17 protein-coding genes are annotated in these 15,597 nt (G+C 62.4%); 8 read left to right on the top strand and 9 right to left on the bottom strand.

What is annotated here, in order from left to right:
- Positions 1-1,176, top strand: a complete 1,176-nt coding sequence (locus OU997_RS12750; RefSeq protein WP_267806885.1) for a thiolase family protein — start codon at positions 1-3, stop codon at positions 1,174-1,176.
- Between the two features lie 75 nt (positions 1,177-1,251).
- Here the strand turns inward: OU997_RS12750 and OU997_RS12745 are convergent, their stop codons facing one another.
- The 6 genes from OU997_RS12745 to OU997_RS12720 form a co-directional block, all read right to left on the bottom strand.
- On the bottom strand, positions 1,252-1,863 hold the full coding sequence (locus tag OU997_RS12745; protein WP_267806883.1) for a DUF2846 domain-containing protein: 612 nt from the start codon (positions 1,861-1,863) through the stop codon (positions 1,252-1,254).
- 78 nt (positions 1,864-1,941) lie between these two features.
- Positions 1,942-3,099 (bottom strand): phospholipase D-like domain-containing protein, encoded by a 1,158-nt coding sequence (locus tag OU997_RS12740; RefSeq protein WP_267806882.1) that lies wholly within the window; start codon positions 3,097-3,099, stop codon positions 1,942-1,944.
- A 124-nt stretch (positions 3,100-3,223) separates the two neighbouring features.
- Positions 3,224-3,556: an amidase gene (locus OU997_RS12735; protein ID WP_108487046.1), complete on the bottom strand. Its 333-nt coding sequence runs from the start codon at positions 3,554-3,556 to the stop codon at positions 3,224-3,226.
- The gene (locus OU997_RS12730; RefSeq protein WP_420713192.1) at positions 3,553-4,677 is read right to left on the bottom strand and encodes a serine hydrolase domain-containing protein; all 1,125 of its coding nucleotides are present in this window, start codon (positions 4,675-4,677) and stop codon (positions 3,553-3,555) included. The genes OU997_RS12735 and OU997_RS12730 overlap by 4 nt, the downstream gene beginning before the upstream one ends.
- Positions 4,678-4,800: 123 nt before the next feature.
- Positions 4,801-5,586 (bottom strand): MBL fold metallo-hydrolase, encoded by a 786-nt coding sequence (locus OU997_RS12725; RefSeq protein WP_108538031.1) that lies wholly within the window; start codon positions 5,584-5,586, stop codon positions 4,801-4,803.
- 210 nt (positions 5,587-5,796) lie between these two features.
- Positions 5,797-6,684 carry an acyl-CoA dehydrogenase family protein gene (locus tag OU997_RS12720; RefSeq protein ID WP_108486273.1) on the bottom strand — a complete coding sequence of 296 codons (888 nt, stop codon included), beginning with the start codon at positions 6,682-6,684 and terminating at the stop codon, positions 5,797-5,799.
- 148 nt (positions 6,685-6,832) lie between these two features.
- Here OU997_RS12720 and olsB point away from each other — a divergent pair, with 148 nt between their 5' ends.
- Together olsB and OU997_RS12710 are read left to right on the top strand one after the other, a co-directional pair.
- Positions 6,833-7,591: an L-ornithine N(alpha)-acyltransferase gene (gene olsB / locus OU997_RS12715; protein WP_108486275.1), complete on the top strand. Its 759-nt coding sequence runs from the start codon at positions 6,833-6,835 to the stop codon at positions 7,589-7,591.
- 83 nt (positions 7,592-7,674) lie between these two features.
- Positions 7,675-8,469, top strand: a complete 795-nt coding sequence (locus OU997_RS12710; RefSeq protein WP_108486272.1) for a lysophospholipid acyltransferase family protein — start codon at positions 7,675-7,677, stop codon at positions 8,467-8,469.
- Here OU997_RS12710 and OU997_RS12705 read toward each other — a convergent pair.
- Positions 8,466-9,050: an ACP phosphodiesterase gene (locus OU997_RS12705; protein ID WP_108486271.1), complete on the bottom strand. Its 585-nt coding sequence runs from the start codon at positions 9,048-9,050 to the stop codon at positions 8,466-8,468. The two genes, OU997_RS12710 and OU997_RS12705, sit on opposite strands and share 4 nt — an antisense overlap.
- Before the next feature lie 127 nt (positions 9,051-9,177).
- On the opposite strand from OU997_RS12705, the gene OU997_RS12700 reads away from it, so the two are divergent.
- From OU997_RS12700 to OU997_RS12690, 3 genes are read left to right on the top strand one after another with little or no spacing between them, the layout of a single operon-like run.
- Positions 9,178-9,480 (top strand): ArsR/SmtB family transcription factor, encoded by a 303-nt coding sequence (locus tag OU997_RS12700; protein WP_090382593.1) that lies wholly within the window; start codon positions 9,178-9,180, stop codon positions 9,478-9,480.
- A gap of 40 nt (positions 9,481-9,520) precedes the next feature.
- A complete protein-coding gene (locus tag OU997_RS12695) occupies positions 9,521-10,687 on the top strand; it encodes an MFS transporter (protein WP_267806878.1) in 1,167 nt (388 codons plus the stop codon).
- A gap of 17 nt (positions 10,688-10,704) precedes the next feature.
- Positions 10,705-11,754, top strand: a complete 1,050-nt coding sequence (locus OU997_RS12690) for an alkene reductase (protein ID WP_108486269.1) — start codon at positions 10,705-10,707, stop codon at positions 11,752-11,754.
- Between the two features lie 153 nt (positions 11,755-11,907).
- On the opposite strand, the gene OU997_RS12685 is transcribed toward OU997_RS12690, so the two are convergent.
- Entirely contained in the window at positions 11,908-12,753 is an 846-nt protein-coding gene (locus tag OU997_RS12685) for an ATPase (RefSeq protein WP_267806877.1), read from the bottom strand.
- 307 nt (positions 12,754-13,060) lie between these two features.
- Between OU997_RS12685 and OU997_RS12680 the strand changes: the two genes are divergently transcribed.
- Positions 13,061-13,372 (top strand): hypothetical protein, encoded by a 312-nt coding sequence (locus tag OU997_RS12680; RefSeq protein ID WP_108486267.1) that lies wholly within the window; start codon positions 13,061-13,063, stop codon positions 13,370-13,372.
- Between the two features lie 17 nt (positions 13,373-13,389).
- On the opposite strand, the gene OU997_RS12675 is transcribed toward OU997_RS12680, so the two are convergent.
- On the bottom strand, positions 13,390-14,382 hold the full coding sequence (locus OU997_RS12675) for an NAD-dependent epimerase/dehydratase family protein (protein ID WP_267806875.1): 993 nt from the start codon (positions 14,380-14,382) through the stop codon (positions 13,390-13,392).
- A 159-nt stretch (positions 14,383-14,541) separates the two neighbouring features.
- Here OU997_RS12675 and OU997_RS12670 point away from each other — a divergent pair, with 159 nt between their 5' ends.
- Positions 14,542-15,597: a saccharopine dehydrogenase family protein gene (locus OU997_RS12670; RefSeq protein ID WP_267806874.1), complete on the top strand. Its 1,056-nt coding sequence runs from the start codon at positions 14,542-14,544 to the stop codon at positions 15,595-15,597.

Below are 15,597 nucleotides of genomic sequence, written 5' to 3'. Positions count from 1 at the left end.
ATGTCCGATATCGTCATCGTCAGCGGCGCACGTACGCCGATGGGTGGTTTTCAAGGCAGCCTGTCGAGCATTGCCGCGGTTGATCTGGGTGCGGCCGCCATTCGCGCTGCAGTTGAACGTGCCGGTGTTGCGCCTGCCGACGTGCAGGAGGTGATCATGGGCTGTGTGCTGCCTGCTGGTCTGAAACAGGGCCCGGCGCGCCAGGCCTCGCTGAACGCCGGCCTGCCCGCTGCGACCGGTTGCACCACGATCAACAAGCTCTGCGGTTCGGGCATGAAAGCGGTGATGATGGCGTTTGACTCGCTCAAGGCCGGCAGCAACAGCGTGATGATCGCCGGTGGCATGGAAAGCATGTCCAACGCCCCTTACGTGATGACCAAAGCACGTGCGGGCCTGCGCATGGGCCACGGCGAGATCAAGGACCACATGTTCCTCGACGGTTTGGAAGATGCGCGCACCGGCCGCCTGATGGGTTCTTTTGCCCAGGAAACCGCCGATCAGTACGGCATCACCCGCGAAGACATGGACGCCTACGCCATTGAGTCGCTGAAACGCGCACAGAGCGCCATCGCCAGCGGCGCACTGGATGCGGAAATCGTTCCGCTCACCGTCAGCAGCCGCAAGGGCGACATCGTGGTTAAGGATGACGAGCAACCCCTGACCGCCAATCTGGATAAAATTCCGGGCCTCAAGCCGGCTTTCCGCAAGGACGGCACCATCACGGCGGCCAACGCCAGCTCGATTTCCGACGGTGCCTCGGCGCTGCTCCTGATGACCGCTGAAGAAGCTGCCAAACGTGGCCTCAAGCCGATGGCGAAGATCGTTGCGCACGCCACCCAAAGCCAGGACCCGAGCGAGTTCACCATTGCGCCGATTGGTTCGATCAGCAATCTGTTGAAGAAAACCGGCTGGGACAAGGCCGACGTTGACCTGTTCGAAATCAACGAAGCCTTCGCCATGGTGACCATGCTAGCCATCCGTGAACACGGCCTGGATCACGCCAAGGTCAACGTCTACGGCGGCGCCTGCGCCCAGGGTCATCCGGTCGGTTCCACCGGCTCGCGGATCATCCTGACCCTGATCAATGCACTGAAAAACACCGGCGGCAAGCGTGGCATCGCCTCGCTGTGCATTGGCGGGGGTGAAGCCACGGCGGTCGCTGTTGAATTGATTTAAGGGCGTCAGTACATGGCCGCAATGGCCATGCTCACGTTGTGGTAACGGGCCAGCCTTGCGCTGGCCCGTTGCGTTCTAGATGCCGATCTTGTCCAGCGACTTGCCGACCTGGCGCCAGAAGCTGCGCTGCATGCGCTCGGTTTCGCCACTGGCGGCAATCCGTTCGAAGGGTTGAATTTCGTGGGTGGCACCGATTTCCGTGTCCGCCACTGCCTTGGATACCAGCTGCAGCGGACCGTCGCCCTGGCTCGGCGACTGCTCGTTCACCGGTGGCGGGTTGAGTTCGTCGTAGCGCAGGTAATAAATACCACCGGCCTCGGCATCCAGGGCAAAGCTGCTGATCAGGGTGAAATCCAGCGGACCGTCAGCGAAGAGAGTCCAGTGCGAGCCAAACAAGGGGCGGCGCATCTCCAGTTGATAACTGGCGATATCAAACTCCAGCACCATATAGGCATTGCTCGGCAGACTGCCAATGCGCTCATTGTTGAGAAATAGCGCAGGGGCTTCCAGCTCCTGGTCCGCCCAGTCGCTCTGCGGCCGATAGAGGTAGACCAGGGCATGATCCTCATCACTGAGCACATGCTCACGAAACACATGGCCCTGCGTTGCTCCGAAAAAGGCTCCTGGGGTTGAACAGCCGCTCAAGACCAGCACACACAGCACGGTCAGACAGGACAGGGCTCGCATCGACAGCTTCCTTATTATGGGTGTTATGACCCGAGCATAACGGCGCCCTAGCCGCCCCACACCCGACAAAAGTGCGGGTCAGCGGCGGCGATCAAGCAGGTTGACCAACAATTGATCCAGCGCCCCCCAGATGGATTGCTGCACGCGCCGCCACCACGGCCGCGCGCGCCAGTCGGCCAGAGTGATTTCCTGGCTATCGGCAAAATCCGCTTGAAAGCTGGCCGCCACGCTGGCGGTAAACTGCGGGTCCAGCGCTTCCAGGTTGGCGTCCAGGTTGAAGCGCAGGTTCCAGTGGTCGAAGTTGCAGGAGCCGACGCTGACCCAGTCGTCCACCAGCACCATTTTCAGGTGCAGAAAACGCGGCTGGTACTCGAATATCTGTACGCCGGCTTTGAGCAGGCTGGCGTAGTAGCGCTGGCCGGCAAAGCGCACCGGTGGGTGATCGGTATGTTGCCCGGCCAACAGCAAGCGCACCTCAATGCCACGCTTGGCGGCCTGGCGTAGCGTGCGACGAACCCGCCAGGTCGGAAGAAAGTACGGCGTTGCCAGCCAGATACGCTGCTTGGCGCCGCGCAAAGCACGTACCAGCGACAACAGAATATCGCGGTGCTGTAAGGCATCGGCAAAGGCCACGCGGCCCAACCCCTGTCCTAAAGCGGGCAAGGCCGGCAGGCTTTTCAGGCGCAGTGGCAGCTTTGGTCGCCAGGCGACCCAGGTCTGACATGCCAGCCATTGGCGCTCAAACAGCTGCTGCCAATCGGCCACCAGCAGCCCGCTGATTTCCACCATTACCTCGTGCCAGACACTGCTGCTTTGGCCTGGCTGCCAGAATTCATCGGTCGAACCGGTGCCGCCGACAAAAGCAAACTGTTCGTCGACGAGTAATAACTTGCGGTGATCACGGTGAAAGTTGCGCACGCCGTGCTTCCAGCGCAGTGGGTTGTACCACTGTACCTGCACGCCAGCCGCCTGCAGCAGCTGTCGATCCGCAGCATGCAAACCCTGCGCGCCAAAGGCATCGAACAGGCAACGGACCACCACACCACGCTGCGCGGCTGCACACAGGCTATCAATCAGCATGCGGCTGCACGCCCCGCTTTCCACCAGATAGAGTTCCAGATCGACCTGTCGCAGCGCTGCGTCGATGCGCGCCAGCATCTGCTCGAAAAACTGCGGCCCGTCGATCAGCAACGTCAGTGCATTACCGCGTCGCCAGGGAAAGACGTTATGCGGCATGACCGTTCACGCGGCGGTTGACTCTGCGCATTGCGGCTCACGCATGGGAAATGGAGACGCCACCATAGCCGCCCGGCCGGGCCTTGCAAACCCTGCCGGGCGCTCGATTCGATCACGGCCCTGATTACGGTAGCGGCGCGGCTTGCGGTAACAGCTGGCAACCCTGCCGCGGACCCAGCCACTGCGCACTCTGGGTGCTGCCCAGGCCGCGCGCGGTCACGCGCTTGTTGGCTTGGTCATCGAAAAAGCCGGAGAGCGAAACATACTGCGCCACATACGCCTCGCAGTAGTCGACCGGGTTGTTCGCCACATAGCGGCACGAACAGTACTCCTTGGCCGAGTAAGCGCCGATGATGCCTGGAAAGGCTTGCAGGTGTGCGCGGTTCTGCCAGGCCAGGGCCGCGAGCAACAGCGCAATCAGCAACAACAGGCTGCTGAACGGACGACGACGAATCATGGCAGCACCTCATCGGCCAACGCGGAGAGAACCAGCTTGAGGAAATGGTTGCGATCAAAGCTGCCATCGCGGTCATCGGCATAGCGCACGATCACCAGATTTTTACTGGCGATCACATACAGCCCCTGCCCCCAGTGCCCGGACGCCACCAGGGTGTCTTCCGGCGCATCCGGCCAGGGCCTGCCCGCACCGGCTACGGCCGCATTCAGCCACCACTGACCGCCTGGCACCGCTTCACCCGGCTTTTCGGCCTGCGGCTGGTAGTTGGCAAAAGGCGTACGGTTGAAGTCGACCCACGCCTTGGGCAACAGCTGCTGCTCGCCCCAGCGACCATCGCGTTGCATCAGCAGACCGACACGGGCCAGGTCACGGGCGCTCATATAGGCGTATGAGGAACCGACAAAGGTGCCCGCGGCATCGCGCTCCCAGACAGCGGTCGTGATCCCCAGCGGATCAAACAGCGCAGTCCAGGGGTAATCGGCGTAAGCCGCTTCGCCCACCATGTTTTTCAGTGCAGCAGCCAGCACATTGCTATCGCCACTGGAATAACGGAAGCGTGCCCCCGGCTCGGCATCGGCGCGGTGCGCGGCGGTAAACGCCGCCATATCACTGCGGCCACGGGTGTAGAGCATCGCCACCACCGACGATTTCAGCGGCGCGTATTCATAGTCTTCCTGCCAGTCCAGCCCCGAGGCCCAGTTGAGCAGATGACCGACCTTGACCTGCGGATGTGCGGCAAACGGCGGGTAGTAATCCGCCACCGGTGCATCCAGACGGAAACGCCCCTGGCCGTAAGCCACCCCCATGGTGGTGGCCAGTAGGCTCTTGGCCATCGACCAGGTCAGGTGCGGCGTGGCGGCAGTGGTCGGTGCGGCATAGCGCTCGTAAACCACCTGGCCATCGCGGATTACCAGCAGGGCATCAGTGCGCACGCCTTTGCGGGTGGCGTCATCACGGGCGGGGAAGGCATAGCGCTCCAGCTCGCTGAGCGCGCTGCTGGGCGCGGCCAACTGGCTGTCCCAGTCGCTGCCAGGCCAGTTCTCGGCGTGCGCCGTGGCGCAGCCCAAGGCGAAGATGCACGCCAGCATCAGCCGCCGCGCGGGAAAGGGAGTGATGGACATGGAGCCGCCTCTGCTGGGATCGAAGGCCGCACCCTAGCATGCGTTTGACGCCGACAAAAAGCGCCGAACACGCCGCTTTATCCGGCTGTTCGGCGCGAAAAGTCACGGCTTATGCCCAGGCGACTAATCCGGCAAGCGGTAATCCTCTGCACCTAGCAGATCCATGCCGCATTCCAGGTTCTCGATCCAGTAGAGAAAGGCATTGATCATTTCTGCGCCGACAAAAGGCCGGCCGTGCTGCGGCACAATCATCGCAACATCCATGTCACGGACCATCGCCGCCCACAGCCGGCAGACCTTGTTGCTGGCCATATAGCGCCGGTGAAAGCCGAGCATGTTCGGCACATGGTTAACGAAGTCCGTGACCGGGTGCGCGTCGTCGACCATCGAGGCGCCCATATCGCCGGAAAACAGAATTTTGCTCACCGGGTCATACAGCTGGAAGTTGCCCACCGAGTGGAGAAAATGCGCGGGCACCGCCTTAAGCGTGCATTTGCCAAGGCTGAAGGACTGGCCGCGATCCGGCAGCGCGATGATCCGGTCAAAGGTGTTGATGCCACGGCTAAGCGCCAGGTAGTTGGCCGTCAGGTGCGGTAAAAACCGCGCCCAGAGCTTGGAGCAGATCACCCGTGCGCGGGTGTGCAACAGCCATTTGTCCAGCGAGGCGATGATGTCCGGGTCCTGGTGCGAGGCGAAGATATAGGTCAGGTCCTGCACCGGAATGTGCTTGGACAGCTCCAGCGACAACGGCGTGTACGTCAGGTCACCGCCCGGATCAAGCAGCAGGTACTGCTCGTTGTCGGTGATCAGAAACTGGTTGGACTGCACGCCCTCCCCGCTGACCAGATCATCGAACATCATGCATTGATGCTCACCGTTATCGAACAGCACTATGGGCTCGCGTCGCATGGCAGGCTCTCTCCCGAAAGCCCGTGAGCTTAATGGCGTAGCGGCCCAACCTTACTGACCTGGATCAAGCCAACAAGGCAGTGGTGGTCACAACTCATAAACCGCTGATATCGGTTTCGTGACGGCTGGGTAGCGCATGCCCGCCCCCACGCGGATAGGGCGTCATCCACCCGACGCCTACACGGTCGCTATCGATGCCCCTGCCGGGCCTTACAGTGTGAGCCCCAGCAGGGCCTGTGCCTTCTGCTGGCGTTTGCTGCGCGCGCTGCCGGCAATCGCCAGCAGGCCTTTGTCGCGCTGCCAGAGCTGCGCCCAGTGCGCATCGCCGCTGGCAAAGGCATTGTCCAGCTCTCCGCGCAGGCTGTCGAACTGAGCAAATAATCCGGCCAACAGCAGATGACTGCCTGCGGCGCTCGGGCATTGCCGCGCCACTTCCGCGCAGCCGGCCAGCAAACCAAGCAGGCGCAATTGCAGGGCCTGCGGCCAAGTAGACTCCTGCCCGATGCCAAACAACCAGGCCGTCAGCGCCGCCAACACATGAGTGTCCTCCAGGGTGCGGAAGGGTTTTACATAGTCATCCCAACCGTCACCGGGCAAGCGCTCGCACTGCGCGCTTTGCAGATGCAAGCGGCCATGGCTGACATCGGGCATCAGTGGCAACGCCGGCAGCGTCTCGATCTGCACCCCTGGCGCACCATTGCGCACCACGCCCAGGGCCAGTTGCACCCGCGCGCCGGCAACGTCCTCACGGGCCGCCACCAGCAACCAGTCGGCGGCCTCGGCGGCTGTGACGAAATCCTTGCGGCCGTCGAGGGTCAGGGCGTTGATCCGCGTACTCATATCCGCCGGTCGGGTACTGCGGTTTTCGGTGACGCACAGCGCCCCCAACGTCCAGGGCGCAGCTGGCCAGAGCGCACGCAACGCGCCCTGATACCCGGCGAGAAACGCCAGCCCTGGCGTCGCAGCCAGCCGTCCACCGAGCAGGGCCAGCTGCAACGGGGTTGGGTGGCCAATACGGTCCAGCAGGCTGGCGTACCACTCCTCCAGCCCCGTCACCGGTAAACGCGTTTTCGGACTCAACAGCTGTTGCCAGGGCATGCCTTGCTCCTTGTTCCAGGGATTGAACACCGTGTCATACAAGCATCACCAAATCTTCATGGAGGTGACACCGCCGCTACCTAGCCTGAGCTTGCCCAACAAGATCGACCGGCTGCAAGGCAAAAAGCCGGCTACAGGAGATGACGGCATGACCCAGATGGCAATCACCCGCGACCGCACCACCCCCGCTCGTCGCCTGCAAGCCGAGCGCTTGCTGGGCGCTGCCGCCCTGCGCGAAGCCCAGGCGCTGCGTTTTCGCGTATTCAGTGCCGAATTCGATGCCAAGCTCAAGGGTGCCGAACTGGGCCTGGACATGGATGATTACGATATTCACTGCCAACACATCGGCGTGCGCGACCTCAACAGCGGTGAGCTGGTAGCCACCACTCGCCTGCTCGACCACCGCGCTGCCGCCAGCCTGGGGCGCTTCTATAGCGAAGAAGAATTCAGCCTGCACGGCCTGCCACACCTCGAAGGCCCGGTGCTGGAAATCGGCCGTACCTGCGTCGATGCCGCCTACCGCAACGGTGCAACCATCGCCGTGCTCTGGGGCGAGTTGGCCGAAGTGCTCAACGAAGGCGGTTATCGCTACCTGATGGGCTGCGCCAGCATCTCCATGCAGGATGGCGGTGTTCAGGCCCAGGCGATCATGCAGCGCCTGCGCGAACGCTACCTGTGCACCGAACACCTGCGCGCCGAACCGAAAAACCCGCTACCGGCGCTGGATGTGCCAAGCAACGTGATCGCCGAAATGCCGCCGCTGCTCAAGGCCTATATGCGCCTGGGCGCGAAGATCTGCGGCGAGCCGTGCTGGGATCAGGACTTCCAGGTCGCTGACGTGTTTATCCTGCTCAAGCGTGACGAGCTGTGCCCACGCTATGCACGGCACTTCAAAGCCGCTGTTTAACAGCAAGTCGGAGTAATCTTGCACAACTCACCGGCACTCTGTAGACAGTGCCGGCGTTTGTGTTTTTGTCGCGAGAGTGTTTGATGAAGAAAGTGCGTTTGTACCTGCGCCTGGCACGCCTACTGCTGGTGATCAGCCTCGGCACCCTGCTGGCGGCGAGCATAACCCTGCTTGAACGCCTGGTCCGGCATGACCTGATGCCAACCCGCCAACGCCTGACCCGCTGGTTTCTCGCACGCCTGGCCGGGGCGCTGCCATTTCGCTTGCAGGTACAGGGCGAGCTGCCACGTCAGCCGATGCTATGGGTCAGCAACCATGTGTCCTGGACCGATATTCCACTGCTCGGCATGCTCACTCCGCTGTCCTTCCTGTCCAAGGCGGAGGTGCGCACCTGGCCGGTGGCCGGCTGGCTGGCGCACAAGGCCGGCACCCTGTTTATTCGCCGGGGTTCGGGTGATAGCGGCCTGCTCAGCCAGCAGCTGGGCAACCACTTGCAACGCGGGCGCAACCTGCTGATCTTCCCCGAAGGCACCACCACCGATGGGCTGGGGCTGCGCACCTTTCACGGTCGCCTACTGAGCAGTGCGATCGACAGTGGCGTATCTGTGCAGCCGGTGGCCATCCGTTACCTGCGCGGCGGCAAACCGTGCAGCGTGGCGCCGTTTATCGGCGATGACGACATGCTCTCGCACCTGCTGCGTTTGCTCGGCAGCGAACTGGGTGAAGTGCACATTCAGCTGCTGACGCCAATTGCCAGCAGCGAACTGAACCGCAACGCCCTGGCCCGCGCGGCGCAGCAGGCGATCAGTCAGGCGCTGTTTGGTGCGGTAGACGCAGCTGAAACTGAAAAGGCTGAAACTGAAAGCCAGGCAGCCTAACCGCCGAGTCCACGCTCGCGCGCCACGAAGGCCTGTAACTCCGGATAGAACTGGCGAAAATCCTCCAGCAGCGGCTGATACAGCCGCTCCAGCTCGGCGGCACCGCCGGCCAGCAAGCCTGGCCGCGACAGACGCCGATCAATCCCCGCGACCACCTGTTCCAGCACGGAAAAGTCGCGGTAACTGCCCAGCCAATCCTGCGCTGCCATGCGCGGCGCAATGTGCGCCAGACGCTCAGGCAAACGCGGCTCAGCGGCCAGTACCAGATACACCCTCCTAGTAAAGCGCGGTAATGGCTCGGCGGCATAGTCAGCCCAGTTCAGCGCCAGGCAGTGATCGAAAAACACATCCAGCAAGATGCCGCTATGACGCCGCCGCTCAATGGCAAAACGCGCCCGCGCCTGCATTTGCAATGGATGATTGTCGGTGAATACATCGATACGCCGGTGCAGGCGGATCGCCGCTTCGATATCCGCCGGCCACTGCCCACCCAGCGGCCCTTTGACGAAATCGCCATACAGGCTGCCCAGCAATTGGGCCGGCGCGTCGCCGCCGAGGTGTAAATGCGCGAGGTAATTCATGGCCTCAGCTTACACATCAGCAGGCGTGATGATGACTATCGCCATGAACGATCTGTATATCGTCAGCAACCGATATAAGGTTCGCCTCATCGCGATATGGCGTTACAGCGCACTGGGGATAACCCGCATGCAACTCGATATCGATGAAGTGATCAAGGCACTGGCCCATCCGGTGCGGCGCGACATCCTGCATTGGCTGAAAGACCCGCAGGCGTATTTCGCCGACCAGGACCATCCGCTGGAAATCGGCGTGTGCGCCGGCAAGATCGACCAGCGCACCGGGCTGTCGCAATCAACAGTCTCCGCACACCTGGCAACCCTGCAGCGCGCCGGTTTGATCAGCAGCAAGAAGGTTGGCCAATGGAACTTCTTCAAGCGCAATGAAGAGACGATCCAGGCGTTCCTCAACCACATCAGCCAAGCGCTCTAAAACTCATTGTTCATTCACCCCTTTTTCAGGAGCTGACGGCATGCCTGCAGCGCTTCTCGTTCTCGCTTTGTCCGCGTTTGCCATCGGCACCACGGAATTCGTCATCATGGGCCTGCTGCCAGAAGTGGCGGGCGACCTCGGCGTGTCGATCCCCGGCGCCGGTTGGCTGGTCAGCGGTTACGCCCTGGGCGTGGCCATCGGCGCACCTTTTATGGCCCTGGCCACCGCCAGTTGGCCGCGCAAAGCCTCACTGCTGATGCTGATGAGCATCTTTATCGCCGGCAACCTGTTCTGCGCCCTGGCCAGCGATTACCAGATGCTGATGCTCGCCCGGGTCATCACCGCCCTCTGCCATGGCGCGTTCTTCGGCATCGGCTCGGTGGTGGCCGCCAGCCTGGTGCCCGCCAATCGCCGCGCTTCAGCCGTCGCCTTGATGTTTACCGGCCTGACCCTGGCCAACGTGCTCGGCGTGCCACTCGGTACCGCACTCGGTCAGTACGCCGGCTGGCGCTCGACCTTCTGGGCCGTGACCCTGATTGGCGTGATTGCCCTGATCGGCCTGTGGCGCGTGCTGCCCAGCAAAACCGATGAAGCCAAGGCCGACTTCGCCAGCGAAGTGCGCGCCCTGCGCGGTGCCGGCCTGTGGTTGGCGCTGAGCACCACGGTGCTGTTCTCTGCGGCGATGTTTGCCCTGTTCACCTACATCGCGCCGCTGCTGGGCGAAGTCACTGGCGTGTCGCCCAACGGCGTGACCTGGACCCTGCTGCTGATCGGCCTCGGCCTGACCCTCGGCAACATGCTCGGCGGCCGCCTGGCCGACCGCAGCCTGAAAGCCACCCTGGTCGGCGTATTTGTCGCCATGGCGGTGATTTCCACCCTATTCAGCTGGACCAGCCAGGCGCTGATCCCGGCCGAAATCACCCTGTTCCTCTGGGCCACCGCCGCATTCGCTGCGGTGCCGGCCCTTCAGGTCAATGTGGTGGCCTTTGGCAGCGGTGCACCGAACCTGGTATCGACCCTGAATATTGGTGCCTTCAACCTCGGCAACGCCCTCGGTGCCTGGGTTGGCGGCCTGGTGATTGCCGAAGGCTTCGGCCTGACCCACGTGCCCCTGGCCGCAGCCGTACTGGCTGTACTGGCGCTGCTGGCCACCCTGCTGACTTTTAGTACCCGTAGCCCTGAACCCGAACTTGCACTCAACGAATAACCTGAGAGGACCGTCCCATGACCACACTTTTCGACCCGATCCAGATTGGCGACCTACAACTCAACAACCGCATCATCATGGCCCCGCTGACCCGCTGCCGCGCCGATGAAGGCCGCGTACCCAACGCGCTGATGGCCGAGTACTACGTGCAGCGCGCCAGTGCTGGCCTGATCATCAGTGAAGCCACGGCCGTGACCCCGATGGGCGTCGGCTACCCGGACACCCCCGGCATCTGGTCGGATGATCAGGTACGCGGCTGGAGCAATGTGACCAAGGCCGTGCACGCTGCAGGCGGCAAGATCGTCCTGCAACTGTGGCACGTTGGGCGCATTTCCGACCCGATCTACCTGAACGGTCAACTGCCCGTCGCACCGAGCGCCATCCAGCCGACGGGTCACGTCAGCCTGGTGCGCCCGATGAAGGACTTCGTCACCCCGCGCGCCCTGGAAACCGAAGAAATCGCCGATATCGTCGAGGCCTATCGCCTGGGCGCGGAAAACGCCAAGGCCGCCGGTTTTGACGGTGTGGAAATCCACGGCGCGAACGGCTACCTGCTCGACCAGTTCCTGCAAAGCAGCACCAACCAGCGCACCGACCGCTACGGCGGCAGCCTGGAAAACCGCGCACGCCTGCTGCTGGAAGTCACTGATGCAGCGATTGAAGTCTGGGGCGCTGGCCGCGTAGGTGTCCATCTGGCACCGCGTGCGGACAGCCATGACATGGGCGACGCCAACCGCGCCGAGACCTTTACCTACGTCGCTCGTGAACTGGGCAAACGCGGCATCGCCTTTATCTGCGCCCGTGAGAAGGAAGCCGACGACAGCCTGTCGCCAAGCCTGAAACAAGCCTTCGGCGGCGTGTTTATCGCCAACGAGCGCTTCACCAAGGATCAAGCCAATGCCTGGCTGGCTGAAGGCAAAGCCGATGCAGTGGCCTTCGGCATTCCGTTTATCGCCAACCCGGACCTGCCGGCGCGCCTGGCGCAGGATGCCGAGCTGAATACCCCGCACCCGGAAACCTTCTATGGCAAAGGCCCGGTCGGCTACCTCGACTACCCAACGCTGTAGCCGCTCTGTCGTAGGAGGGGTTTTAGCCGCGATAGCGTTATCGAACGTTCGCCGCTAAAACGCCTCCCACAGAGGCTTGCCAGTATCTACCTGAGGTTTAAACGCCTCAAAAAAGAAGCCCGCCAATTGGCGGGCTTCTTTGTTGCAGCTCACTCAGCGGGCGTCAATCTGCTGCTGCAGGTTCAACACTTGCGCCTGCAGGGTGCTGATGTTGCGGCTCATCTGCGCGCGGAAAGCATCAAACTCGACGGTATTGCTGGTGGCAGGACGGGTTTCCAGATCGCTCTTGAGTATCAGCAGGTCCTGCTCGACACGGGCAATGGCCTGGCTGGAGTTGCCCTGTTTTTTCAGCGCGTCGATCTCACTGCGCAGGCTGGCCATTTTCTCGTCGAGCTTGCTCTGCCCGGCCAGCGCACTTTTCAGGCTGGTCTGCTCATCTTTAAGCGCAGCCTGTTCTGCGCTGAGCTTGCTGAGAACCGCTTCCAGCTTCGACTCACCACCTTCCTGACCTTTCAATTGCGCGGCCAACTGTTCTAGCCGATTATTCTGCTCGGTGCTCTGGCCCGTCATACCCTGTTGCTGTTTGCTCAGCTCGGCCACTTTGCTTTCCAGCTGTTTGACCTGCAGCTTCAGCGCCTCACTGCCGCTGGTGACCGAGGATTCAGTGGCCACCACCTTGCCGGAAATATCCTGAATTCGCCCGGCCGCTTCCTCGCTGATGCGCGCAAAGCTTTCCTGGGTCGCCACCAGTTGCTGCTCCATCAGACTGATCTGCTGGAAGCTCCACCAGCCAAGCCCGCCCAAGGCAATCATCAAGGCGCCAACCAGGGCCCAGAGCGGGCCAGTGCTGGCAGATTTCACCGGCGCTGCGGCCGCTACGCGGCCATAGGCAGGACTGCGCGCAGGCTCCGGTGGTTCTGCGGCATAGTCGTCATGATCGCGCTGATCAGCCCGCAGGCTGGGCACGTGATCGAGTTCGTCGTGGGCATCGTTACGCATGGGTCAACCTTCAGTAGCAGAATGCCGCGCAGTATACCGGTTCGCGCGCAGGGCTTCAGTGTCGCGCCATGCCAGTGCAGGGCGCACCGACGAAGGGCACAACTCAGGCCATCGACCCGCTGCAAGCAGCGCAGTTCCGCAGAGTGTGAACTGGTACGCGCCTTGCAGTTGTCTATTTGCGACGTTTTCGTAGGGTCAGGGAAGCCGGCCGCTACAGGCGCGATCCGCACGCGGCAAACGCGGCGAGACCAGACGGGGCATTCCGGATGAAGGCACCCAGTCCACTTCTAATTACGGGGGAAGGTCCATGGAGCTGAATAGAGAAGTGTTGGATTGCATGAAAAGCCTGCGCCGCCGGTTGCGCGAAGAGCTGGCGGTGGATATTCGCATGAGCCAGCCGGATGCAATCAACAGCATGCTCAGCGCCTGCCTCACCTCCAGCAGCGATGAAACCCGCCAGTTGGGTCAACTGCTGGCTCAGTACAGCGACCGCCCCTTCGGCGAGGCTGCAACGACGCCACGCATGCAAGCCGGACATCCGCTGCTGGTGGAAGAGCATGCACACCGCCCGGCCAGTGGGTCAGTACGCATGTACCGCGGGCAGCGTGTTTACGCCTGAGATTGACTTACCGGGCATCAAATCGGGTGATGCGCCTGCCACCAGGTGCAGAATTCATCCAGCGCGGTCCACAGGCTAACCCTGGGCTCGAATTCCAGATGCTGTCGGGCGCGGCTGATGTCCAGGGAGAAATCCTTGGCCATCACCGCCACCCCCAGGCGAAACAGGGTCGGCTCCGGGCGACCGGGTAGCAGCTTGCACACGCCTTCATTCAACGCCGCCGCGCCATACGCCAGGCTATAAGGCAGATGGCGGGTCACCGGCGGCAGGTCGAGTTTGCGCAGCACATAATTGACCACATCCCACAGCGGCACTGGCGCACCATTGCTGATGTTATACACCTGCCCCAGCGCAGGCCCGGCGGCCAGTAGGCAGCTCATCAGCGCTTCGTTGAGGTTGTGCACGCTGGTGAAATCGACCTTGTTCAAGCCGTTACCGATGATCGACAACCGACCTTTGCGCTGCATATTGATCAGCCGAGGAAAGATACTGGTATCGCCCGCCCCAGTGACAAAGCGCGGACGCAGCGCCAGCACCTCCAGGCCGAACTCCTGGGCGGCAAACACCTGCTGCTCGGCAAGAAACTTAGTTTTGCCGTAGTGATCGGAAAACCGCTTGGGCAGCTGCTCTTCACGCAAGCCGACATGCGCCTGACCGTCGAAATACACCGACGGCGACGACAGGTGCACCAGGCGCCGCACCTTCTGTTTAATACAGGCGTCGACCACGTTTTCGGTGACCGTGACATTGGCCTGATAGAAGTGCTCGTAACGCCCCCAGACGCCGACCGCGCCGGCGCAGTGCACCACCGCTTCAACGTCCCGACACAGCTGCTGCACCAGCTCGGGGTCAGATAGATCGCCCTGAACAAACTCCGCACCACGCGAGCAGAGGTGCTCGACACCCTCGGCACGGCGGCCGTTAACCCGCACACGCAAGCCCTGTTCCAGGGCAAAGCGGGCAAACCGCCCGCCGATAAAACCGCTGGCTCCGGTTACCAGAATCTTCATTGCAACACCCCGCTTGGCCTGCTCGATGCGCCACTCTAGCAGCGTGCGCAGTGGCAGTGCAGGCCATAGCAGCGACCGCACACACCCTGCGATAGGCCAACAAAGGCGGCAGCACCCGCTAAGCTGTGCCCCTACCTCCGCTTATTAAAGGAAAACAGGATGGCCACGCACTGGATGATTTATGGCGCCAACGGTTACACCGGCCACCTGCTGGCCGCCGAAGCCAAGCGCCAGGGCCTCACGCCCATTCTGGCAGGGCGTAACCCGGCCGCTGTACACGCTCTGGGCAGCCTGCTGGGCCTGGAATGCCGGATATTCGATATCCACCAACTGGACCGAGCCAAGGAAGCCCTGGCGGATGTTGCCGTGGTCGCTCACTGCGCGGGGCCATTCTCCGCCACCAGCGCGCCGATGCTCGACGCCTGCCTGGCCAGCGCCACCCACTATGTCGATATTACTGGCGAGATCAGCGTGTTCGAAGCCGCTCACCAGCGGGATCAGCAGGCCCGCGAGCGGGGCGTAGTGGTCTGCCCCGGCGTGGGCTTTGATGTCATCCCCAGCGATTGCCTGGCCGCCTGTCTGCACCAGGCCCTGCCCGATGCCACGCACCTGGCGCTGGGCTTCGATTCTGGCAGCGGGCTGTCGCCCGGTACGGCAAAAACCTCGGTGGAAGGCCTGAAGTTTGGCGGTAAGGTGCGCCGCGCAGGCGTGATCACCGATGTACCGCTGGGCTATAAGCGCCGCACCATCAACTTTGGTCGCGGTGAAAAACCGGCGGTAACGATCCCCTGGGGCGATGTGTCCACCGCCTACCACTCCACCGGCATCGACAATATCGAGGTGTACCTGCCGACGCCAACAATGGCCGCCATCGTGATGCGACTGATCGACCCGCTGCGCGGCCTGCTCGGCCTGGATGCGGTGCAGAACTGGCTCAAGCGACTGATCGAAAAACGCGTCAGCGGCCCCGATGAAGCCAGCCGCGCCCGTCAACGCACCTGGCTGTGGGGCGAGGTGCGTAATGCCGCCGGTGAGGTAAAAACCGCGCGCCTGGAAACCGCCAATGGCTATGACGTCACCGTGCACGGTACCTTGTTGGCCGTGCGGCATTTGCTGAGTTACAGCGGCACTGGCGGCTACTTCACCCCGTCAAGACTGCTCGGCGCCCGTTGCGTGGAACAACTGCCAGGCTCGGGCAAGGTGCAGCGCTCCTGA

Source organism: Pseudomonas sp. SL4(2022), assembly GCF_026625725.1.
Classification (GTDB): Bacteria; Pseudomonadota; Gammaproteobacteria; order Pseudomonadales; family Pseudomonadaceae; genus Aquipseudomonas.
The sequence above is the reverse complement of the archived record's forward strand: the minus strand, read 5'-3'. Positions and strand labels throughout refer to the sequence as shown.